This window comes from Thermodesulfobacterium commune DSM 2178 (genome assembly GCF_000734015.1).
Lineage (GTDB): Bacteria > Desulfobacterota > Thermodesulfobacteria > Thermodesulfobacteriales > Thermodesulfobacteriaceae > Thermodesulfobacterium > Thermodesulfobacterium commune.
In genome coordinates this window covers 97,223-118,516 of the sequence record NZ_CP008796.1, presented here as the reverse complement: position 1 = coordinate 118,516, position 21,294 = coordinate 97,223, and the positions used below count along the sequence as shown (strand labels likewise).

General features: G+C 37.6%; 25 protein-coding genes. 5 read left to right on the top strand and 20 right to left on the bottom strand.

The window, feature by feature from the left end; translation table 11 throughout:
- Positions 1-4: 4 nt before the first annotated feature.
- Entirely contained in the window at positions 5-967 is a 963-nt protein-coding gene (locus HL41_RS10020; RefSeq protein WP_456119718.1) for a hypothetical protein, read from the bottom strand.
- 12 nt (positions 968-979) lie between these two features.
- Here HL41_RS10020 and HL41_RS09690 point away from each other — a divergent pair, with 12 nt between their 5' ends.
- Complete coding sequence (locus HL41_RS09690; protein ID WP_038062057.1) at positions 980-1,444, top strand: IS110 family transposase; 465 nt, start codon at positions 980-982, stop codon at positions 1,442-1,444.
- Between the two features lie 27 nt (positions 1,445-1,471).
- On the opposite strand, the gene HL41_RS00615 is transcribed toward HL41_RS09690, so the two are convergent.
- From HL41_RS00615 to tpx, 9 genes are all read right to left on the bottom strand, one after another.
- The gene (locus tag HL41_RS00615; RefSeq protein ID WP_038063186.1) at positions 1,472-2,182 is read right to left on the bottom strand and encodes a twin-arginine translocase subunit TatC; all 711 of its coding nucleotides are present in this window, start codon (positions 2,180-2,182) and stop codon (positions 1,472-1,474) included.
- Positions 2,160-2,468, bottom strand: a complete 309-nt coding sequence (gene tatB, locus HL41_RS00610; protein ID WP_051754400.1) for a Sec-independent protein translocase protein TatB — start codon at positions 2,466-2,468, stop codon at positions 2,160-2,162. The genes HL41_RS00615 and tatB overlap by 23 nt, the downstream gene beginning before the upstream one ends.
- A gap of 3 nt (positions 2,469-2,471) precedes the next feature.
- Positions 2,472-3,560 (bottom strand): alanine racemase, encoded by a 1,089-nt coding sequence (alr, locus tag HL41_RS00605; RefSeq protein WP_268745251.1) that lies wholly within the window; start codon positions 3,558-3,560, stop codon positions 2,472-2,474.
- 26 nt (positions 3,561-3,586) lie between these two features.
- On the bottom strand, positions 3,587-4,507 hold the full coding sequence (locus tag HL41_RS00600; RefSeq protein WP_038063183.1) for an NAD(P)/FAD-dependent oxidoreductase: 921 nt from the start codon (positions 4,505-4,507) through the stop codon (positions 3,587-3,589).
- 17 nt (positions 4,508-4,524) lie between these two features.
- Complete coding sequence (locus tag HL41_RS00595) at positions 4,525-4,713, bottom strand: DNA gyrase inhibitor YacG (RefSeq protein WP_038063180.1); 189 nt, start codon at positions 4,711-4,713, stop codon at positions 4,525-4,527.
- A 23-nt stretch (positions 4,714-4,736) separates the two neighbouring features.
- Positions 4,737-5,699, bottom strand: coding sequence for a universal stress protein (locus tag HL41_RS00590; RefSeq protein WP_038063176.1), 963 nt, complete (start codon positions 5,697-5,699; stop codon positions 4,737-4,739).
- Positions 5,692-7,092, bottom strand: coding sequence for an argininosuccinate lyase (argH, locus tag HL41_RS00585; protein ID WP_038063173.1), 1,401 nt, complete (start codon positions 7,090-7,092; stop codon positions 5,692-5,694). The genes HL41_RS00590 and argH overlap by 8 nt, the downstream gene beginning before the upstream one ends.
- Before the next feature lie 152 nt (positions 7,093-7,244).
- A complete protein-coding gene (gene wrbA, locus HL41_RS00580) occupies positions 7,245-7,856 on the bottom strand; it encodes an NAD(P)H:quinone oxidoreductase (RefSeq protein ID WP_038063170.1) in 612 nt (203 codons plus the stop codon).
- Positions 7,857-7,861: 5 nt separating this feature from the next.
- The gene (gene tpx / locus HL41_RS00575; RefSeq protein WP_038063167.1) at positions 7,862-8,383 is read right to left on the bottom strand and encodes a thiol peroxidase; all 522 of its coding nucleotides are present in this window, start codon (positions 8,381-8,383) and stop codon (positions 7,862-7,864) included.
- Between the two features lie 228 nt (positions 8,384-8,611).
- Between tpx and queC the strand changes: the two genes are divergently transcribed.
- The 4 genes from queC to HL41_RS08875 all read left to right on the top strand — a co-directional run bounded on the left by queC (position 8,612) and on the right by HL41_RS08875 (position 13,120).
- Positions 8,612-9,301, top strand: a complete 690-nt coding sequence (gene queC, locus HL41_RS00570) for a 7-cyano-7-deazaguanine synthase QueC (protein WP_038063165.1) — start codon at positions 8,612-8,614, stop codon at positions 9,299-9,301.
- A complete protein-coding gene (locus HL41_RS00565; protein ID WP_038063162.1) occupies positions 9,294-9,644 on the top strand; it encodes a YkgJ family cysteine cluster protein in 351 nt (116 codons plus the stop codon). Before queC ends, HL41_RS00565 begins: the two co-directional genes overlap by 8 nt.
- Before the next feature lie 62 nt (positions 9,645-9,706).
- The gene (locus HL41_RS00560; protein ID WP_038063160.1) at positions 9,707-10,120 is read left to right on the top strand and encodes a Fur family transcriptional regulator; all 414 of its coding nucleotides are present in this window, start codon (positions 9,707-9,709) and stop codon (positions 10,118-10,120) included.
- Positions 10,121-10,696: 576 nt separating this feature from the next.
- Entirely contained in the window at positions 10,697-13,120 is a 2,424-nt protein-coding gene (locus HL41_RS08875) for a diguanylate cyclase (RefSeq protein ID WP_051754398.1), read from the top strand.
- Position 13,121: 1 nt separating this feature from the next.
- Here the strand turns inward: HL41_RS08875 and HL41_RS00550 are convergent, their stop codons facing one another.
- The 10 genes from HL41_RS00550 to HL41_RS00505 are packed head-to-tail and all read right to left on the bottom strand — an operon-like array spanning position 13,122 to position 21,287.
- The gene (locus HL41_RS00550; protein WP_038063149.1) at positions 13,122-13,709 is read right to left on the bottom strand and encodes a MotE family protein; all 588 of its coding nucleotides are present in this window, start codon (positions 13,707-13,709) and stop codon (positions 13,122-13,124) included.
- On the bottom strand, positions 13,710-14,141 hold the full coding sequence (locus tag HL41_RS00545; RefSeq protein ID WP_038063146.1) for a hypothetical protein: 432 nt from the start codon (positions 14,139-14,141) through the stop codon (positions 13,710-13,712).
- 1 nt (position 14,142) lies between these two features.
- Positions 14,143-15,450 (bottom strand): FliI/YscN family ATPase, encoded by a 1,308-nt coding sequence (locus HL41_RS00540; RefSeq protein ID WP_038063143.1) that lies wholly within the window; start codon positions 15,448-15,450, stop codon positions 14,143-14,145.
- Positions 15,440-16,204 (bottom strand): FliH/SctL family protein, encoded by a 765-nt coding sequence (locus HL41_RS00535; protein ID WP_038063140.1) that lies wholly within the window; start codon positions 16,202-16,204, stop codon positions 15,440-15,442. The genes HL41_RS00540 and HL41_RS00535 overlap by 11 nt, the downstream gene beginning before the upstream one ends.
- Complete coding sequence (fliG, locus tag HL41_RS00530) at positions 16,197-17,207, bottom strand: flagellar motor switch protein FliG (protein WP_038063137.1); 1,011 nt, start codon at positions 17,205-17,207, stop codon at positions 16,197-16,199. Before fliG ends, HL41_RS00535 begins: the two co-directional genes overlap by 8 nt.
- Before the next feature lie 3 nt (positions 17,208-17,210).
- Positions 17,211-18,776 (bottom strand): flagellar basal-body MS-ring/collar protein FliF, encoded by a 1,566-nt coding sequence (gene fliF / locus HL41_RS00525; protein ID WP_158506210.1) that lies wholly within the window; start codon positions 18,774-18,776, stop codon positions 17,211-17,213.
- Between the two features lie 26 nt (positions 18,777-18,802).
- On the bottom strand, positions 18,803-19,096 hold the full coding sequence (gene fliE / locus HL41_RS00520; RefSeq protein WP_038063132.1) for a flagellar hook-basal body complex protein FliE: 294 nt from the start codon (positions 19,094-19,096) through the stop codon (positions 18,803-18,805).
- A gap of 17 nt (positions 19,097-19,113) precedes the next feature.
- Positions 19,114-19,533, bottom strand: a complete 420-nt coding sequence (flgC, locus tag HL41_RS00515; protein WP_038063129.1) for a flagellar basal body rod protein FlgC — start codon at positions 19,531-19,533, stop codon at positions 19,114-19,116.
- Positions 19,534-19,535: 2 nt separating this feature from the next.
- Entirely contained in the window at positions 19,536-19,934 is a 399-nt protein-coding gene (flgB, locus tag HL41_RS00510; protein WP_038063127.1) for a flagellar basal body rod protein FlgB, read from the bottom strand.
- Between the two features lie 3 nt (positions 19,935-19,937).
- Positions 19,938-21,287, bottom strand: coding sequence for a sigma-54 interaction domain-containing protein (locus HL41_RS00505; protein ID WP_038063125.1), 1,350 nt, complete (start codon positions 21,285-21,287; stop codon positions 19,938-19,940).
- Positions 21,288-21,294 lie beyond the last annotated feature (7 nt).

Sequence of the window (21,294 nt, the reverse complement as noted above, 5' to 3'; positions counted from 1 at the left end):
ATTTTTATGTTAGTTTTTGCTTAATATATGTTGAGTTGTATACTAATAATATGAAAACTAACAAAATAAAGAGGGACAAGGACTCCATAACTCTTAGGCTTAAAAGCCTCGAGAGGAGTCTGTCAATCTTTTCCTCAACTCCCAATAAGTTGGTTAGGCTTCCTAAGCCTCTGCCACATGGGAGGATGGAGCGAGGGACATCAACTAAAAACACCCCACACAAGGAGGTGCTCCCATGAACACCTTCGTCGGTGTTGACATCTCCAAAGATACCTTTAACATCGCTGTCCTCAAAGATGAAAACTTCATCCTGTCCCAAACCTTCCCTATGTCCCAAGAAGGCTTCTCTCAGTTTCTCTCCCTCCTTAACCAACTCACCAACCCCATCGTAGCCATGGAATCTACCGGCAGATTCTTCCTCCCCCTCTATCACTTCCTTCTCGCTAATGACATCCAAGCCTTCATCATCAACCCCAAAATCCTTCATCGCTTCTCTCAATTCATCTCCGCAAATAACCCCTCTAAGTCTGATACCAAAGACGCTAAAATCCTTGCACTCTTCGCTCAATCTAATCCACAATTCCTTAACCCTCTCCCACCTGACCATCACCTGAGAAACCTCTCTCGTCTCATCCAAAAACTCAAAAAAGAATGATCTTTTGCCAAAACACAAATCAAATACGCCCTCTCTGTGCTCTTTCCCGAAGCTGAAAAACATTTCAACATCTTTACCCTCTCCTTCCTTAACATCCTCCTTAACTTCCCAGGAGCCCACTATCTCAAAAAAGCCTCCCCCAAAGACCTCTCCAATATCATCAACGCCTCCCCCAAAGGTAGAACTCCTTCCTTCTCCCCTCAAGACATCATAAACCTTGCTAAAAACTCCATCGGTATCCACAACCACTGCCTTTCTCAAACCCTCATCTTCTACATCGAAAAGTGTCTCTTCCTTGAACCAAGAATTCAAAAACTCGAAAATATGCTCCTTGAGGAAATAGATCACGACCAAAACCAACAAATAAAGCTCATCTCCTCTATCAGGGGAATTTCTCCAAAACTTGCAGCCCATTTTCTCGCTGAAGTAAAAGATGTTCTTAGATTTTCCAGTGCAAAGAAACTCATAAAATATGCTGGCACAGACCCAGTAATAAAACAGTCTGGCAAGTTTAGGGTGAATAAACACATATCCAAGCAAGGAAGTCCTTGGCTTAGAAACATCCTTTTTCAGATGGCAGTAGGAGTAGTAACCTGGGAACCTTATTTCAGAGAATATTTTTTGCGCAAAAAGAAGGAATTTAAGAGCTATAAAAAGGCGATGGTAGCAGTAATAAACAAGCTTATCAGGGTGATTTATGGCATTTGCAAAAATGGGGCTTATTTTAATCCGAGTTTGAGTTTTTATTCTAAAAATTATGTTTCTATTTGTGAGGTATCTCATGCTTAAAACCTATTTACTGATAGTTGACTCCTGTTAAAAAATCTTAGCTAAAACAAAGGATAGTTTAAAAAATAAGAAAAAAATCAAGGTTAACAAGACCTGAGAAAAAAAATCCGTAGGTGCAATCAACAAAGAGATCCCATAAAAAAAGCCAAGAAAATAAACTCTCCGTTTTTGGTAGAACTCTTTGGTAATGATTTCCTCTTTAATAAACAAGGCAAAAAGCAAAGGAAGTTGGAAAAAAACTATCGAAAAAAGAAGAACCCTTAAGATAAAAAATAAAAAATAGTTAATCTTAAGATTGGCTTCGAAGTTGCTTCCAAAAAACAGAAAAATCTTTATAAGAAAGGGGACAAAAACCAAATATCCTACACAAATCCCAATCAAAGCCAGTCCTAAAGAAAGAAAAAAAACCTTTCTAAAAAAAACCTTCTCAGGCTCGTAAAACTCTGAAGAAATCACCTTCCAAACCTTTAAAAGGAAAAAAGGTAAAATTACGATAAGAGCCAGATAAAAAGAGGCACGCAATAAAACAAAAAGGGCCTCTTCTAAGGAAGTAAAAACTAAAGGCTGACCTTTTATGACCTTAAAGTAAGGAAAAAGCAGATAAGGGAACAGATAAGGTAAGGCTAAAAAAAAACCTAACCACAACCCTAAAAAGATCAGGCTATAAAGGATTATCTCTCTTCTTATCTTACCTAAAACATCTACCGCTAAGATTTTAGGAAGGTTTATCTTGCTCATCTTTTTTATCAAGGACTTTAAAAGGGTCTTGAGAAATTTCTTTTATAGGAACGTCTATCACCGAGGTTGCCTCTTCTTTTAGATGTTCTATCTCCTTTTTAGCCTCAGTCAACTCCTTCCCAACCTCATCAACCTCAAGTTCTCTTTTAATCTCTTCTATACTTTTTCTAAGCTCTATAGAAAGTTTAGCCAAAAATTTACCCAGTTCAGGTAGCCTCTCAGGACCAAGAACTATTAGGGCAACCAGAAAAAGGACCACCAATTCTGAAAAACCTATGTTAAACATAACCTAATCTTGCCTGTATTCCCTGGGGATAGACCTTCCTATACTACAGAAAAGCTCATAACAGATAGTCCCGGCAAGGGCTGCCAACTCCTCTGCAGGAACCTCTCGATTTTTTCCACCAAGAAGGATGACCTCTTCTCCTACCTGAGGACTTTCAACCCCGGTTAAATCCACGTAAAGGGCTTTCATAGAGATAGTCCCTACTACCTTAACCCTCTGATTTCTAAAAAATGCAAATCCCTTGTTTCCTAAACTTCTTAAATAGCCGTCTCCATAACCTACAGGCACTACCCCTAAGAGGGTTTCTCTCTCTGCCTTAAAGGTAGGACCATATCCAGCATACTCTCCCTTACGCAACCTTTTTAACTCAACGATACGCGACCTTAAGGTCATCACAGGATACAACTCGATTTTATCCCGTGCAGAGAGGTCTGGATAACCACCATAAAGACTAACCCCTGGTCTTACTAAATTTCCCTTTTCAGATAAAAAGATAATCCCTCCTGAGTTGGCAAAATGGATAAAAGTAGGATTGAGGTTATTTTGCTTGAGTAATTCTAAAGCTTTTTTAAAATTAGCAAGTTGTAGCTGGGTTAGTTCTGAATCAGGTTTTTCAGAACAAGAAAGATGGGTCATTAGCCCTGTTAAGGATAAAAAATCGGTGTTTCTAAGTTTCTCAATGAATTTAGGTAGGTCCTCTATGTTCAACCCAAACCTATGCATCCCTGTGTCTACTTTTAGATGAAAAGCCACCTTTTGTTGCCTTTTTTTAGCCTCCTCCTCCAGCCATTCTAAGGACTCAAAACCGGTAACCACCGGAGTTATCTCAAGTTCAAACATATAGGTTAACCAGCTTTTTTCAAACCCAGAAAGCAGTAATAAAGGTTGCCTAAAACCTGCCTTTCTTAAAAAAAAAGCCTCCTGAGGTTCAGAGAGCCCAAAACCCCAAATCCCTTCTTCTGAAAGGGTTTTAGCAACCTCTATAAGCCCATGCCCATAGGCATCATTTTTGATAACAGGAAGAACCTTGGTACCTTCAGGTAAAAACCTTTTTAATGCCCTTAAGTTCTTTTTTATGTTTCCTAAAGAGATTTCCAGTTTTTTATACCAAAAAATTTTTACACCTCCTTTAAGTTCTTTAAAACCTGTTTTACATAATCAGAGGCAGAAAGCCCTGCTACACATCCTTCTCCTACAGCCTTAGCCAACTGTAAAGGAGGACCTGTAAGGTCTCCACAGGCGAACACCCCTTGGACGTTGGTTTGCATCTTTCTGTCTACTTTTACATAACTAAACGTCTCAGGGTCAAGCTCAATCCCTATAGGGGCAAGAAGTTCTATCGGACCTTTAGCACCTATCTCTATAAAAATCCCATCTAACTCCAACTGAGTTCCATCGTCAAACATAACCCCTTTTACCTCGTTATCTCCCATGATTTCTACAGGTTTTTTCTCTAAAACCTCTATATTAACAACTCTCAATTCAGAAAGAGATTCTTCAGATATAGGTTTTAACCCATAAAAATAAACTTTATCTGCAAACTTTTTTAAGGTTTTAGCCCCATGGATTGCGGCACTACCGTCTCCTATAACCAACACCTTCTTTCCTCTATAAAACCAAGCATCACAATCGGCACAATAAGAAACCCCTTTTCCTACAAACTTTTCTTCCTGTTGAAATACCCTTTTCTTCCTCTTAACTCCCATAGCAAGGATAAGTGAAAGGGCGGTGATCTCCCTTTCCTTTTCGGTAATCAGTTTAAAACCCAATTCTAAAGGTTCTATACTAATCACATCTTCCAAAATAAGCTCCCCCCCAAACTTTTTCACTGCCTTTAGACCTTCTTCAAGTAAAACCTTACCATCTACCTTTTCAGAAAATCCAAAATAATTCTCTATATGTGCTGACCAGAGAGCACTTTCTTCGAGTTTTCCTAATAAAACCACCTTATGTTTCCTTCTTCCAGCATGTAACCCTGCCTGAATTCCAGCAGGACCTATACCAATAATGGCAATCTCATAATCATAGTTAAAGGTCATTTTTTATGCTCCATCTTTTATTCTTCTTTGTCTACGTAAACTTCCTCTTGAGGTAAAGGCTTCTCCAGCCATTCCTTTTCTTCTCTTATTTTATACTCCTCCTTTAGCCAGTTGTAAAGGTCTGCAAGTTTACACTCCTTAGAACAAAAAGGACGATAAGGATTATTTTTTAACTTTACATGTTTATGACAGATGGGACATTTCATCGTTTTTTTTACCTATGCTTGCTTTATATTACCAACCAAACAGTACGGTCCTCAAAATAGGTAGTTACTTTATGACTTACTGAACCTAAGAAAAACTTGGTTAAACTTCCCCTTCCTCTTCTTCCAAGTACTATAGTAGAATAATCCCCTTTTTTAGCCATTTTAATGATCTCTGCAGCGGGGCCTAAAAAGCCTCTTTTCATTATAAGTCTAATTTTTTCCTTAGGCAGACCATTTTCTAAGATAAGATTGTTGGCTTTGGTTAAAAAATCCTGATATTCAGGATGTTTTAACTCCTTTAAAGCCTCAGAAAAACTACCTTCGAAACTTTTTTTAGAGGAAAAGGGATAAAAAATGTGAAAAAAGGTAATCTCTGCCTCTGGATGAAAAGAAAGAACAAAACTTACATAATCAACCACCCTTAAACCCATTTCTCCAAGGTCTAAGCCTACTAAAAATTTTTTATTCCATCGTTCTCCTCTGATTAACCAAATTGGTAGACAACACTTTTCAAGTAGTCTATGGGTCACTCCCCCTATAAAATAGGTACTAAGCTTAGAAAGACCTCTTCTTCCTACCACAATACCATCAAAAAGATTTTCCCGAGCTATCCTTAAGATATCTTCTGCCAGATGTCCTACTCGAAATTGAACCTTAAAAAAAACCTTTCCCCTGACATACTTTTCTAAAGAACTAGCCACATTTTTTAACTCTTTTTCTGCATTTAAAAAAACTTCACGAGCTTTTTTTTCTATCTCATCTTCTCTTTTAAACTTCTTTATCAAACTTGTTTCCCACTGGGATGAAGTTTTGTCTGGATGTTCTATTAGTTTAAGGACCGTTATGTTTAGCTCGGTTTGATAAAAAACCTGTTTTAAATAGGCTAAAGCACGATAACTTGAGGGACTCCCATCATAGCAAAGTAATACATGGGGGGTCACCTTGTTAATTTCTTGTTTTTCGTAAGCTTGAGTTTGACTAAACATTAAACCTTTCAGAAAGTTCCTTTTTAGCCAATTCTATCGCTTGTTTTACCATGTTAAAACCTGTCCCACCCAAGATCTCTCTTCTTTTTATAGCATTTTCTATGGTAAGCCAGTTATATACATCTGCTTCTATCCTATCAGAAAAGGCTTTAAACTCAGAAAGGGTTAAATTTTCTAAGCTCTTTTTCTCTTTTTCTGCATAATAAACGATCTGTCCGGTTATATGATGAGCCTTCCTAAAAGGAATACCTTTACTTACCAGATAGTCGGCAAGTTCGGTAGCTAAAAGATAGCCTTGGGAAAGGTGTTTTTCTATGTTTTCTTTTTTAAGGATTAAACCTGACACCATCAAAGACATGAGCCTTAAACACTGCCAGGTAGTCTTAACAGCCTTAAAAACAGGAGGTTTATCTTCTTGCATGTCACGGTTATAACTTAAAGGAAGACCTTTCATTAAACCCCAAAGTTGGTTAAAAGCTGCGTTTACTGAAGAGGCCTTTCCACGAATAAGCTCAGCTCCGTCAGGATTTTTCTTTTGAGGCATAAGAGAACTTCCGGTACAAAACCTGTCAGGAAGGTCGATAAAGGAAAATTCAGGGCTCATCCAGATGATAAGCTCTTCACACCAACGAGAAAGGTCTAACATTATAAGACTTAACACAAAAAGAAGCTCTAACGCAAAATCCCTTGAACTAACTGCAAAAACACTATTTTGGGTTGGTTCTATAAAACCAAGCTTCTCTGCAAGCTTTTTTCGGTCTATCCCAAAGGCACAACCTGCGAAAGCAGAACTCCCCAGAGGACAAATCTTTAGCCGTTTCTCGTAGTCTTCTAATCTCTGAAAATGATATTTCATCATCTCATAGTAAGCCATGATCCAGTGAGAAAAAAGAACTGGCTGGGCATGCTGAAGGTGGGTAAAACCAGGCATTATAACTCCATAATATTCCTCTGCCTTATCTACAGTCGCTTGCATCAAACTTTTTAATTCTATCTTTATTTCTTTTACCCGGTCAGCTAAATACAGTCTGAAATCTGTTACCACCTGCTCGTTTCTGCTTCTTCCTGTATGAAGTTTATAAGCTACTTCTCCTATTTTTTCAAAAAGGGCCTTCTCTATATTCATGTGAACGTCTTCATATTCCTTACGAAAGAGAAAAAGTCCTGCTTTTATTTCTTCCTCTATTTCAAGAAGACCTTTTTTGATAGCAAGACATTCCTCTTCTAAAAGAACTCCTGCCTCTTTCAAAGCCTCAGCATAGGCAAGGCTTGCCTTGATCTCATACAAGGCTAACTCGTGGTCAAAAGAAATTGATTCTGAGAATTCTTCAAAAAACTTGTCTAACTCTTCTTGAAACCTACCACCCCAAGGTTTTGCCTTGATTCCTCCCATGACTAATCTATTTTAACCTTTTTTAAAAAAAAGAAAACCTCAAAATTTGATATTAAAGTATTTTCTCCCTTTTGGGTCCTTTAGACTTATTTTAATTTGGCAAAGGTTTGTTAAACTATGATTATGATTTTTCCTCAAATACTTAAGATATTTCAGGTTTTTTGTAGTTTTAACCCTATTTCCGCCAATCTTTTACCAAATGCTCTTAAGATGGCCTTTTCTTCCTCGTCGATTTCTCTAACATTATCAGTACCTGCAACATGCCCTGGACCATAAGGAGATCCACCACCTTTGGTATAAAATAACTCTTTAACAGAATAAGGGACTCCTACAAAAATCATTCCTAAATGAAGTATAGCCGGAAGTAACGAAAATATGGTCATCTCTTGTCCTCCGTGAGGAGTAGAGGTAGAAACGAAAATCCCTGCAGGTTTACCTTCTAAAGCCCTTTCAAACCACAAGGGCGTAAGTTTATCTATCTGGTTTTTTAGTTGAGCAGAAACCACTCCAAACCTGGTAGGAGTCCCGAAAGCAATAGCTCCAGCCTCCCGAAAATCTTCTAAACTCACTAAGGGTATATGCTTTTGCATCTCCTTTCCCTTTCTAATATCTTCTCTTGAGGAAATAATTTCTTCTGGTATAAGTTCAGGAACTGTTCTTATAACTGGTTCTGCCCCGGCAACAAGCTTTACCCCTTCTGCTATCTCTAAAGCCATTTTATAAGTATTACCATAAGTGCTATAGTAAACTATCAAAACTTTCATATTACTTATCCCTCTTTAATCAAATTATTTACTACTTCCAGAGCTTTTTGATAATCAGGTTCGTTAGTAATTTCCGGTACTATTTCTATGTATCTAACGGTGTTTTCTCTATCTATTATGAAAATACTGCGAGCAAGTAGTCTAAGTTCTTTTATAAGAACACCGTAGTTTAATCCAAAAGATGCCTCTCGATGGTCAGAAAGGACTAACACCCTTTCTATTCCTGCACCAGAGCAAAATCTCGCTATAGCAAAGGGTAAATCCATGCTTATGTTTAAAACTACAATATCTTCTGAAAGCTTAGCGGTTAATTCGTTAAATTTGCGTGCTTGCATGTCACATACAGGGGTATCAAGAGAAGGGGTAACACTAATCAGCTTGATCTTCCCTGCCAAATCCTTTAACGTCACCTCTTTTAACTCTTGATTCAACACCACAAAATCAGGAGCTTTATCCCCCACCCTGATCTCACTACCTACAAGAGTTAAAGGATTACCCATAAAATAAACTAAACCCTTTCTTTCCATAAAGACCTCCTTTTTTAAATTAAAATATTTATTATTTTAAAAATAAAATCAAAAAATTGCAAGTTGAAGTTTTTTTGAAATATGTTATTATAGAGATCTATAGACTCTGTTTATGTTTTTTACAAACCTTAAAATACCATCGGTTGCTTTTTCGTTTTTTTTGTTGAAATTCGAGGGTAATATGCTAAAATAGATAAACTTTCAAAAAGTTTTTTCTTGAGGTTAAAAATGTCCTTAAATAACCATAAAAATAGAAAAGCTGATCTTGCGTTAGTTTTGTTGAGTGCCGGGATGGATAGTGCTGTATGTGCAAGTGTTGCAGCCCAAGAACATGCCTTGGCTTTTCTACATTTTCAGTATGGGCAAAAGGCTGCTAAAAAAGAACTTGAATGTTTTTACCGATTGGTTGACCACTTTAAACCTCAAAAATATTTAGTAGTAGAACTAACTTTTTTTAAAATAATCGGTGGCTCAAGCCTTACCTCAGAGGAAATTGAAATTTCTGAGTCTTTAAATACGCAAGAAATTCCTTCTACCTACGTACCTTTTAGAAATGGAGTATTTTTAAGTTTGGCGGTAGCTTGGGCTGAGGTGATAGGAGCAGAGAAAATCTTTATAGGAGTAAACGAAATAGATTTTTCTGGATATCCAGATTGTAGAAAAGAATTTATTCAAGCCTTTAACCAGGCAGCAAACCTTGGAACCAAACCTGAGACAAAAATTATGATAGAAACCCCTCTTATCCATCTGTCTAAAAAAGAAATCGTAGAGCTTGGTATAAAACTTAATACTCCCTTTCATCTCACCTGGTCTTGCTACAGAGAAACGGAAAAAGCCTGCGGAAGATGTGACTCTTGTCAAATAAGGCTTAAAGCCTTTAAAGAAGCCGGTATAGAGGACCCAATAGAATATGCTTAAGTTAGAAGGTTTTACCTGCCAACGTTGTGGTACCTGTTGCCAAGGAGAAAGTACTGTCTCTTTAACCCAAGAAGAAATTCTTAGAATAGCCCAATTTTTAAACCTCCCAGAGGAAGTCTTTAGAGAAAAGTATACAGTTAAGGTCGGGAAATACAGGGTTGAGATGAAAACCAAGGATGGGTATTGTATCTTCTTTGATAAAAAAGAAAAACTCTGTACGATACATCCGGTAAAACCTAAAAAATGTAAAGAATGGCCTCTGATAGAGGCACTATCCAAAGACCCTTCAACCTTAGAAACGTTAAAAAATTATTGTATAGGAATTAAAATTTTACAAATTTAAACCTTGAACAAATTAAAAAATGTTTTAAAATAATAGAAAATAAGTTGTTGAGGTGAGGAAAGATGGATGAAAAAAAGTTAGAATTTTACAAAAGTTTAGGGATAAAACTAACCCCTCAAAGAATTGCCATCCTGGAATACTTGGAAGGAAACAAAGAACACCCTTCAGCAGAAGACATCTATAATTCCTTAAAAAAAAATTTTCCAAGCATGTCTTTTGCCACCGTTTACAACACCTTAGACGTGTTGGTAAAAAAAGGACTTATCAAAGAAATCATAGTTGACCCTTACAAGAAAAGATTTGACCCCTTTACCCATACCCATCACCACTTTGTCTGTAAATACTGTAAAAAGGTTATAGACATTTCTCAAGAAATAAATTTTCCGTTACCTAAGGAGATTCAAAACTGTGAGGTTGAAGACTTTCAAGTAGTGTTTATCGGGCTTTGTCCTGAGTGTAAAGATAGAAAAAACTAAAGTTAATATCCCTAATTTGCCGATAAAAATTTATAATCATCCATGATCTCCCCATTTTCCAATTGCTCTAAACGATTTATAATATCACCCATTGGGTGAAAAAACCCTCTAAATCTAAGAGGGTGCCATTATGCCAAAACTCTCTTAACTTCAAAATCCTAAAAACTAACGAACCTATCACCCCTCGTTCAGAACTTGCTCTTGTTGATGCCTTCCTCAAAAACTCCGAAAATAAAAACCTTAATAGACCAACATAATACCTTTACCTGGTTCAAACAGAGGTTACACCGCCTGGCAATATATTCAACCTATCCTCCCTATCCTTATAGGGAGAGCCCATATCTGGGAGTTTAAAAATGTATATGGGATAATAATTTCAAAATCAGGAAAATTTGAAAGAGAAAAAGTTGTAGATAGAAAAGGGAGTAGAAAATACATAATATTTGGAAAAAATTAAAGAAAAATTTTTGATTTTATTCTTTACCGGCAATTTTAGGTTCTAAATCTTGCTTGTTTTTTTTTTTTAGTTTTAGGTATAATTTAAATTTTAATCAAACCCTAAATTAGGGATTATCTATGGTTTTTACCGAACTTTTGGCATGTTTAATCCCTAAACCTGCTCTAACCATCACCGGAAATACTACCTTTCAAGAAGTCATAGAAAAGATGAAAAAGACAGGAGAGACCTTTGTGGTCCTTTTAGAGAACCATTTTCCCACAGGAATCTTTACAGAAAGAGACCTGATAAAATGTTTAGCAGCAGGTATTCCCTTAAACGAAAAGGTCAGAAACTTTGCCCAAAAAAATCTGGTAAAAATACGTGAAGACCGTCCGTTAGCAGTAGCCCTTACCATCATGATAGAATACGGTATAAGAAGGCTGATAGTGGTCGACCAAAAGGGAAACTATCGAGGGATAATAACCCACAAAGATATCTTTGAAATTTTAGACCCAGAGCTTTTCAAAAAAGAAATCACCGCAGCCTATCTTACTAAAAACAAACCTTTTTACTATCTTAATCCTAACCACACCTTACAAGAAGCCTTAAGTTTGATGGTAGAAAAGAACATAGGGGCTGTGCCTATAGTTGATGAAAACAAAAAACCTGTAGGAATACTTACTGAAAAAGATTTCATCTTTAAGCTTGAGCTGAGCAATCTTTCCGAAAAAATTGGTAATGTAGCCTTAAAAGAGGTCTATACAGCTTCTAAGAGTGACCCTATTTCACAGCTAAAACTTAAGTTTAAAAATCTCAAGGTCAACCACTTAGTAATCGTCGATGAAGAGGGAAGGGCTGTAGGGATCATTTCGACTCGAGATTTATTAGGTATGGCTAAAGAAACCTATGCCTCTTATATGGAAAATAAGTTCAGACAAGCCAAAGACTTGCTTTATATACTTCCTGAAATAGTGCTTGAGATCTTAGACTTAGGGTATGAACAGGTAATATACTGGGGAAGTGCTAAAGCTCACGAAATTTTTGGGGAAACGATAGACGAAAAAAGTGTGCTTGAGATTTTTGACCAAGAAGACTGGTACCGTGTATTTGGGAAGCTAAAAAAACTCAACAAAGTCCATAAAGAAACTATAAAAAGTTTAAACGGACATATTTTTGAGGTTTCAGGCTCATACCTTAAACTTCACCTCGAAGGGGAAGGTAAAATCCATCTTGTTTTAAGAGATATCACCCATAACCATCGGTATTTAACCGAATTAAAAGCCCATGCAGAGTTTATCCAAAACCTAATCAACTCTATCGACAGTTTAATTTTGGTGGTAGACCCTGAAGATGGAACCTTCAAATTTTATAATCATACAGTCTTGTCCTGTCTTGGTTATGACCAAAAAGAGATGGCTTATAAAACCATCTATGACATCGTCTATCTGCCTTATCAACAAATAAAAACCAACCTGCAGATGGTAGCCAACGAAGGAAAAGAAATAAAGGGAGAAAGGCTTTATCTTTCTAAGACTGGAGAGAAAATACCGGTAGAAACCTATGCCTTTAGGTTGATCCTTGACAAATCTTATGTTGCGATCTCAAGCAAGTTAAAACCAATCTATCAACTTGAAACCCTTAACAAAGAATTAAGCCTTTGTAAATCTCAGAAAGAAGCCCTTTCTGTTCTCTCTAAATATCTCTTAAACTTTATAGACACCCTTCAATTTTTGGAAATCTCTCCAGAAACAGGGGAGATCCTTTCAACCTATGTAGAAGGAGACCAAGATCTGTGGAAAGGTTGCATAGAGAATAAGGCTAAAGAATGTAAAGCTTACAGCCATGGTATTTTGATAGAAAAGACAGAGATACTTTGTCCAAAGGTCAAAGCTGAAAAAGATTTAGACTTCTTTTGTTATCCTCTGATTTTAGAAGGAAGGGTGGTAGGGGTTTTTAGCCTTATAAGAAAGATGCCTTTAAATGACCTTGAAAAAGAAAACATCAAAAAAATGCTCAGCAACTTTTCTTTTTACTTTTTTAACCTCTATCTTATCAACAAACTAAAGGAGTTATCGCATACTGACTACCTTACCAAGGTTTATAACCGACTTTTTCTGCAAGAAGTATTAAAAAAAGAATTCAGTATTTGGAAAAGAAAAGGAGGCAAGCTTTCTATCATTCTTGTAGACCTTGACAACTTTAAGGCTGTAAACGACACCCTTGGACATTTTAACGGAGATCTCGTATTAAAACAAATAGCTAACATACTTAAAAACAACACAAGGGAGATGGACATACTTGGCCGCTGGGGAGGGGAAGAATTCATGATAATCCTTCCTTATACTTCTAAGGATGAAGCCCGTAGACTGGCTGAAAGACTTAGACTTATCATCGAGGGAACACCCATTAATTTAGAGGATAATACCATAAACATCACCGCAAGTTTTGGTATAGCAAGCCTACCTGAAGACACCGACAACTTAGATGATCTATACAAAATAGCAGATCAAAGGCTTTACAAAGCTAAAAATCTGGGGAAAAATTTGGTAGTCTTTGAATAATCTATTCTTTACCTTCCTTACCTGAGAGGCTTTCTGAAATGGAGGCTGCTTTATCTGGAGGCATAGCGCTTAAAATACTTGCTACCTGGGAGCTTTTCAGCTGGGAAAGGATTTTAACAGCCATATCTTTGTCCATGTTTATCAACATGTCTGCAGCCTTAGAAGGTTTCATCTCAGAAATAGCCTTAACTAAAAGTTTGGTCCTCTCATCCTGGACTGCCTGGATCCTGTTTAATTTTTCCTCTACCGAAGCCTCTAACTCTTTTAAAGAGGTTAGTTGTTCCTGGATACGGGCTTCTAAAAGTTTCAATTCCTCTTGTTTTAACCTTAACTCCTTTTCTTTATCACTAAGCCTTTGCCTTTCTACCTGTAGAAAATCTGCAAAATCAGGAGGACAACCTGCAGGTAATTTTTCTTCTTTTGCGCTTAACTCATACACATGCACCCCAAAAACCAGTAAAGCTAAAAACAACTTAAAAATCCCTAAACCAAACAAAAACAAAAAAAGATTTTTAGTTCTGGTAAGAAACCTCATGCTTTCTAACGGTCTTATCCCTTTCTTTAAAATTTCGTCAAACCTATTTTTCATCTACTTTCCTCTTTTAAGCATCATAAGATCATCCATCTGCCGATAAAAATTCTTTAAACCTTCTTCATAAAAAAGTCTGTAAGTTTTATCCCTTAAAACCTCAGCTACCCTTTTTTCTTGATGGGTTTGCCTCAACTCTTCTAAAAGCAAGTCTAACTCCCTTTTTTGAGCTTCTATCTTTTTTTCTAACTGTTCTTTTTCCGAAAAAAAAACTTCTAACCTTTCTAAGTAGGCTTTTAATTCTTCTGCTGTTAAGACCTTTTTTGTCTGTAAATCTTTAAGATCTTCTTCCTTTTCCTTTATCATTTTTTCTTTTTCTTCCAAAAGGCTTTGATAAACCTGCTTAGCATGTAACATCTTAGCTTTAGTTTGTTCTTCCTTTAGCTCCTTATACCAAGCTAAGGTCTTGAAAACCTTGAGTTTATTTTTCATTTTATCCTGCTAAAACATTCTTGAGAAGTGTTAGAGAAGTACCTAAATCATACTTTTCGTCCAAGTTTTGTCTTAAAAATTCTTTTAAAGGTTTTATCAAGGATAAAGCCCTGTCTATTTCAGGATTAGAACCTTTAACATAGGCACCTATGTTAATCAAGTCTTCGGCTTTTTTATAGGTAGCAAGTATAGAAATGGTTTGATAGGCCAATTCTAAATGTTCTTTTGGGACGATGTCCTTCATCAACCTGCTTATACTGGCAAGGACATCTATCGGAGGATAATGCCCTTCATGAGCAAGGTCTCTGGAAAGTACAATATGGCCATCCACGATACTTCTAACTGCATCTGCTATAGGGTCATTAAAATCATCCCCTTCCACCAGCACAGTATAGATAGCGGTGATATCTCCTCCTCCAACCTTAGCTCCTGCTCTTTCTAGCACCTTAGGAAGCATGGCAAACACAGAAGGGGTATAACCTCTCGCAGTAGGAGGTTCTCCTGAGGCTAATCCTATTTCTCTTCCTGCCATACAAAATCTGGTAAGGGAATCCATCAGCAAAAGTACCCTTAAACCTTTATCCCTAAAATATTCAGCCAAACTCATAGCATAATAAGCTGCCCTTATCCTCATAGAAGGAGCCTCATCAGAAGTAGCCACAACCACCACCGATTTTTTAATACTCTCCCTTAAGTCCCTTTCGATAAACTCTCTTACCTCTCTTCCTCTCTCTCCTATCAAGGCTATCACGTTAACATCAGCCTCTGTATATCTGGCAATCATACCAAGCAAGGTACTTTTCCCAACCCCAGACCCTGCCATGATAGCCATTCTCTGGCCCCTTCCGATCGTCAAAAGGGCGTTTATTGCCTTTATCCCTACGTCTAAAATCTCTTTTATAGGAGCTCTTTCCAGAGGTTTTAAAGGTTCTCCATAAAGAGGATATAAGTCTGAAGCCTTTGGAGATAGACCCTGGTCTAATGGTTCTCCTAAGGCATTAACTATCCTTCCTAAAAATTTTTCGCCTACCGGGGCATAAGAAGAGCCTAATGGATAAACCTTAGCTCCAACCTCTATCCCTTTTAAATCTCCTAAGGCTGTAAGGATAAACCGATTATCATTAAAACCTACTACCTCAGCCAAAACACTCTTTTCCTGACCTTCGACCTTACAAAGGTCTCCTACCTTTAGGAAAGGCCCTGTACTTTCTACAGTCAACCCTAACACCTTGGTAACATAGCCATAAACCTCAAAAGGTAAAATGTTTTCTACTCTTTTTAAATAGACTCCTAGATCTTTAACCTTCATCTTTAAAAAGTTCCGCTAAAAGCCTTTCCCATCTCTTTTCTAAAGTAGCATCCACCACACCTAAAGCAGTTTCCATAAAAACCCCTCCCTTAGAAATATTAGGATCAGCGATAAGATTGATCTTGGACGAAGGGCCAACTAACTGAGAAAGATTTTCCTTTATAAAACCAAACTCCTCGGGGTTAACCTTTAGGTTAATTTCTATCCCTTCAGCTATATAATTTAAAGCCTCTTTTATCAAGTTAAGCGTGGTTTCTTTCTCTATGGTTATTTCTTTTAAAACCATCTTTTGGGCAATCTTTAACGCTAAGGTTAAAACCTCTTTGTCAAGATTTAGAACAAGAGCTTGAACTTCTTCTTCTAAGTTTTTTAAAAATTTTGAAACTTCCTCTAACTTAAGTTGAAATTCCTTTTTTAAAGCTTCCTCTAACTCTTGATACTTAGTCTTCAGTTCTTCCTCAACCTTAGCTTTTCCTTCTTCGTATCCTCTGGTTAATCCCTCATGATACCCTGCCTGGAACCCCTCAGTTTTCCCCAACTCAAATCCCTGCTGATATCCCTTTTCATAAGCCTCTTTAAGCCTTTGTTCTAACAACTCTTCTGGAGAAACAGTAGAGGCTTTTTTGTTAGAATCTTTGTTGGTTTCTTCCTGTTCTCTAAGGATAGATTTAAAGCTTTCCTCTTCTGAGGGAGTTAGATCTGGAGTTAAAAGTTCAAAACAAGAAATTTTATGACTCTTCAGTACCTTAGACAAACTCCTCTTCACCTTTACTGAGTATTATCTTACCTTCTTGCTCTAACTTTTTAGCCACCCTGATGATGTTTTGCTGAGCCTTTTCCACCTCACTAATCCTTACAGGCCCCATCATTTCAAGTTCTTCTTTCATAAGGTCTGCCGCTCGTTTACTCATGTTCCGGAAGAACTTTTCTCTGATCTCAGGAGAAGCCCCTTTTAAGGCCAATTTCAAATCATCGGTAGAAATCTCTCTAAGCAAGGTTTGGATAGCAAAGTCATCCACGTTAAGAAAGTCTTCAAACGTAAACAGATATTTTCTGATTTCTTCTGCTAAGGCTGGGTTTTCGTCTTCTATCTCGCTTAAGATTTCATCTTCTAGTTCTCTTCCTGCATGAGAAAGAACCTCTGCTGCTTTTTCTGGTCCTCCAATCTTTTTACCCAAAGCTCCCCCTACACTTTGAAGCTCACTTTCTAAAGCATCGCTTATTTCTTTAACAATCTCTGGGTCTACCTTGTTTAAAAGTGCTATTCTTAAAAGCACTTCAGCCCTAAGTTTTTCAGGCAGAAACTGTAAAACCTGTCCTGAGAGTTCTGAGTCTAAGTGAACCAAGATGATGGCTATAGTCTGAGGATGCTCGTTTGACAAAAAACTAGCGATAGTCTTTGGGTCGAGTTTCTTAAGTTTCTTAAAGGTTTCTGGCCCTATTTCCTTTTTAATTTCTTCAAAAATTTCTTTTCCTTTTTCACCATAAGCCTTGATAAGTGACTGTTTCAAAAACTCTTCAGGAGAAACGGTCACATCTCCTAACATTTCCTTAGCTTCGATGTTAGCCTCTTCGAGGACCTTTCTTACTGCTTCAGCAGGAATGTACTCAATCTTTGCCATCTCTATACCGATACGCTTTATGTCGTCTTCGTCTAAATATTTATAAACCTGAGAAGTAAACTCCTCTCCCATCAACATAAGGAATATAGCTGCTTTTTGAGGACCGGTAAGCTTATCAGGGTCTATTTTAGCCATAACCTAGTACCCAGCCTCTGCCAAAGCCTTCTTTCTTTCTTCTATACTTTCCTCTAAAAGCCATTTTTTAACCAGCATAGCAGCCTTTTCAGGTTGACTTTGAATGATACCTAAAGCGATTTCATGTGGTAAAGGCCCCTCTTCTTCAGCAACCTTAGCTTCTAAAGTAGGAGGAACAGCCTCTGCAACTGGTTCTATACCTGGAGCTGGTGCAGGCTTAGGAGCGATACTCTTTAGCAATGGTCGTATCACCAGAAGATAAAGTACTATCAAACCTAAAATCAACAATAAAGGCTTATAAAATTTAGCTACATAATCCATCATCCCTGGTTTCACCACCGGTGGTTTTGAAAATTCTTTAACTTCAACCTTAACCTCATCTCCTCTGTCTGGGTTATACCCAATAGCACCTTTTACCAAGTTTTCTAACCATACTACCTTTTCTGTAGAGTTATCTGCAAGGACTGACTTGTCAACCAACACCGCTACACTTATTTTTTTAATACTTCCTGGAGAAATTTCAAGATTTCTTACCTTTTTACTAACTTCGTAGTTTTTAACCACCCTTTTCTTAGAATAAGTTTCTCCCTGCCCTTGCTCTGGGGAGGTTGCCTCAAACTTTTGTTCCAGAGTTCCTTTAACCCCTGCCACCCCTCCTTCAGTAGGGCCCCTGGAGGTCTTTTGCTCTTCTTCTGCCTCTTCAGAAACCACCGCGGTACCTTCTGGGTCGTAGGTTTCTTCTACCAATTTTTCTTTATCAAAAGAAATCTCTACCGCAACCTGAGCTACCGCTTTACCTGGACCTAAAGCCTTTTCTAACATGTCTTCTATCTTAGTTTTAAACTCCTCTTCTATCTTTTTTTTGTAAGCAAGCTGAGTGGTGGTAAACTCCTCTTCTTCAGAAGGCAGTTTGATGCTTTTCCCGGTGGTGGCATCTACGATGGTTACATTCTTTGGGTCAAGCTTAGGAACTGCCCCACTTACAAAATTGATGATGCCTCTTATTTGATTGGGAGTAAGTTCATATCCAGGAAGAAGTTCTATCAAAACCGAGGCCTTAGGAGGCTTTTCTTCCTCGATAAAAAGACTTTCCTTAGGCATAGCTAAATGCACCCTGACTGATTTTATCCCTTTTATTCCTTGAATACTTCTTGCCAGCTCACCCTCTAAAGCTCTCTGATAGTTCACCTTTTCCTGAAACTCAGTAAGACCCATCTGTTCTTTATCGAAAAGCTCAAACCCTGGACCTCGATACCCACCTACCAGCCCTTTTCCTGCTATCTCCATACGAAGCTCAGGCACTTTATCCTTAGGAACGTAAATACTTCCATCTGGGTCAACCTTGTAGGGAATCTTCTGTTCCTTTAAATATTGAATAATCTGATGATTGGTAGCTTCATCCATTCCCCGGTAAAGTAAACCCCAGTTTGGTTTAGAAACCAACCAAACCCCTAAAACCAAAAGTAGGGTAAGCCCTAAGCTACCCCCTATCAACATAAAACGTTTTCGGTTATCTAACCTTGTCCAAAATTCCTTTAGTTGACCTGGCAATTCCCTAAGATTCGGCATAGCCATACCAAACTTCCCCTAAGACGTTAGATTTGCATCCTCATGATTTCTTGATAAGCCTCAAGTACCTTATTCCTTATTCTCAAAAGAAGTTTAAAATTGGTATCAGCCTTGGAAATACTCAAAGCTACATCCGAAATGTCTACATCTTCTCCTTTAGCCAAAGCCTCGATAGCAGCCAGAGCCTTTTTCTGAGAATCATCCACCTCTTTTAATTTGTCCATCAAAAAATCTTTAAAACTTAGGCCTTCTACCTTATCTTTCTGAATAAGGTTATCAACCTTTTGATAGTTACTTAACAACGAGGGATTAACCTTCATCGATTTATTTCACCTCCTTATTTTAAAAGCTCTAAAGTTCTCTGGATCATACTTTTAGAGGTAGACAACACAGAAAGATTAGCCTCATAAGCCCTACCTGCAGAAAGAAGCTCAACCATTTCAGTAATCACATCTACGTTAGGATATTTAACAATCCCCCTTGCGTCTGCATCTGGATGTCCTGGGTCATAAACCTCCCTAAATGGCGCTTTGCTATCCTCTATCTTTTCTACCTTTACCAGCCTTAACGGACTCTCCTTTGAATTCTTTGAATTAAAAGGGACAGCCTTTAAAACTACATTTTTGGCCTTATAAGGACCTCCTTCTAAGGTGCGCGTAACTTGAGCGTTAGCAATGTTGGTAGCTGCTACGTTTAACCTGGTTCTTTGGGCAAAAAGCCCACTTGCAGCAACCTTAGAAACATCTAAAAGCCTCATCCTTATTTACCTCCCTCAGTAATAGCCTCCTTTAACCTTTCTAACTCCTTGGCTAAAGCCTGCAACGTAGCTTCATACATCAACTGGTTCTCTGTGAGAGCACTTATTTCTTCTTCCAAACTCACATTATTAGGGGTACCTAAGGTTTGCCATCTCTCTACAGTTTCCGTCAAATTTTTGACAAGAGATTCTTTTCCGGTAATATGTTTAGGTCTGGTGGTTTTAAGGTTAGGTTCGTTCGAAAGATAAACCTGCATAACCTTTTCGAACGGTAAATCTCTTCTCCGATAACCAGGGGTATCTACATTTGCTATGTTTGACGCAAGCAGGCTATGTCTCTTAGCCCTTAAGTTTAGAGCTAATCTTACTGTGTTAAAAGTTTTTTCAAATAAACCCCACATCCCTTAAAACCTCCCTTCAAACCCCTTTTCATTCTTATATTGCTTTAACTTATTTCTTAAAGTCCTAACCGTAATTCCTAAAAGCTCAGCTGCCTTAGTTTTATTACCTTTAGCTACCTCTAAAGCCTTCATGATAGCCTCTTTTTCAAGCACCTCTAAAGGTTTTACCTCTATCTCTGTCTGTTTGTTATCAAAATTTATGCCTAAATAATGGACTAAATTTTCAGACTGAGAAAAAGGATCTATCAGATGTTTAACCTCTATCAACTCTCCTTCACAGGTAAGCACCGCCCTTTCTATCATGTTCTTTAACTCTCTTACGTTCCCAGGAAAAGAATAATCCATCAAAAACCTTTGAGCCTCCTCAGAAAAACCCTGTAAACTCTTTTTGTACATACGGGAAAATTTTTCCAGAAAAAATTTTGACAAAAATTTGACATCTTCTTTTCTCTCTCTTAACGGAGGAATTTTGACGGTAATAACGTTTAATCTATAAAACAGGTCTGACCTAAACCTTCCTTCTTTGACCTCCTTTTCTATGTCTCTGTTGGTTGCTGCTAAAAACCTAACATCTACTTTAATAGGATGGTATCCACCAAGCCTATCAACCTCACCCTCTTGTAACACCCTGAGTAGTTTACTTTGAAGGGAAGGATGCATTTCAGCTATTTCGTCTAAAAAAAGGGTACCTCCTTCTGCCAGTTCTATCTTACCTTTTTTTCTAAAATTAGCCCCTGAAAAAGCTCCTTTTTCATAGCCAAAAAGTTCTGATTCAAGAAGGGTTTCTGGGAGGGCAGCACAATTGATAGCGATAAAAGGCCCAAACCTTCTGGGACTTTTTTGATGTATATACTTAGCAAGAAGTTCTTTTCCTGTCCCAGATTCCCCTAACAAAAGAACAGGAGCTTTACTTTGAGCTACTACTTCAAGTTTTTTTAAAATCTCTAACATGTAAGGGTTTTTTGTAAGGAAGGTTTCTTCTTGCCACAAGATTCTTTTATCTTCTAAAGCAAAAAGCACGGTGTTTTCTATCAGTTCAAGAGGGGTAGAAAGAAGCTTGAAATCATAAGCCCCATGTTTTACAAACTCAACGGCATCCTCTAGGTCTGCCTTTTCTGCTAAAAAGATGACGTTTTTGAAACCTTGTTTAAAAAGTCTGTTTAACACCTCTAAGTTTTTTGTCCGTTCATATTCCAATTCATAGACCAAAACATCTATGTTGTTTGGGTCTATCTTGGGAGATATTTCTTCTTCTTGAGAAAACAAAATAGTTTCTATCCCTCTTTCTGTTAAAAGGTCTTTTAAAAGTTTTACCTCTACGCCTTTACCGATTAAAACAACCCTTCCCTTCATCTTTATT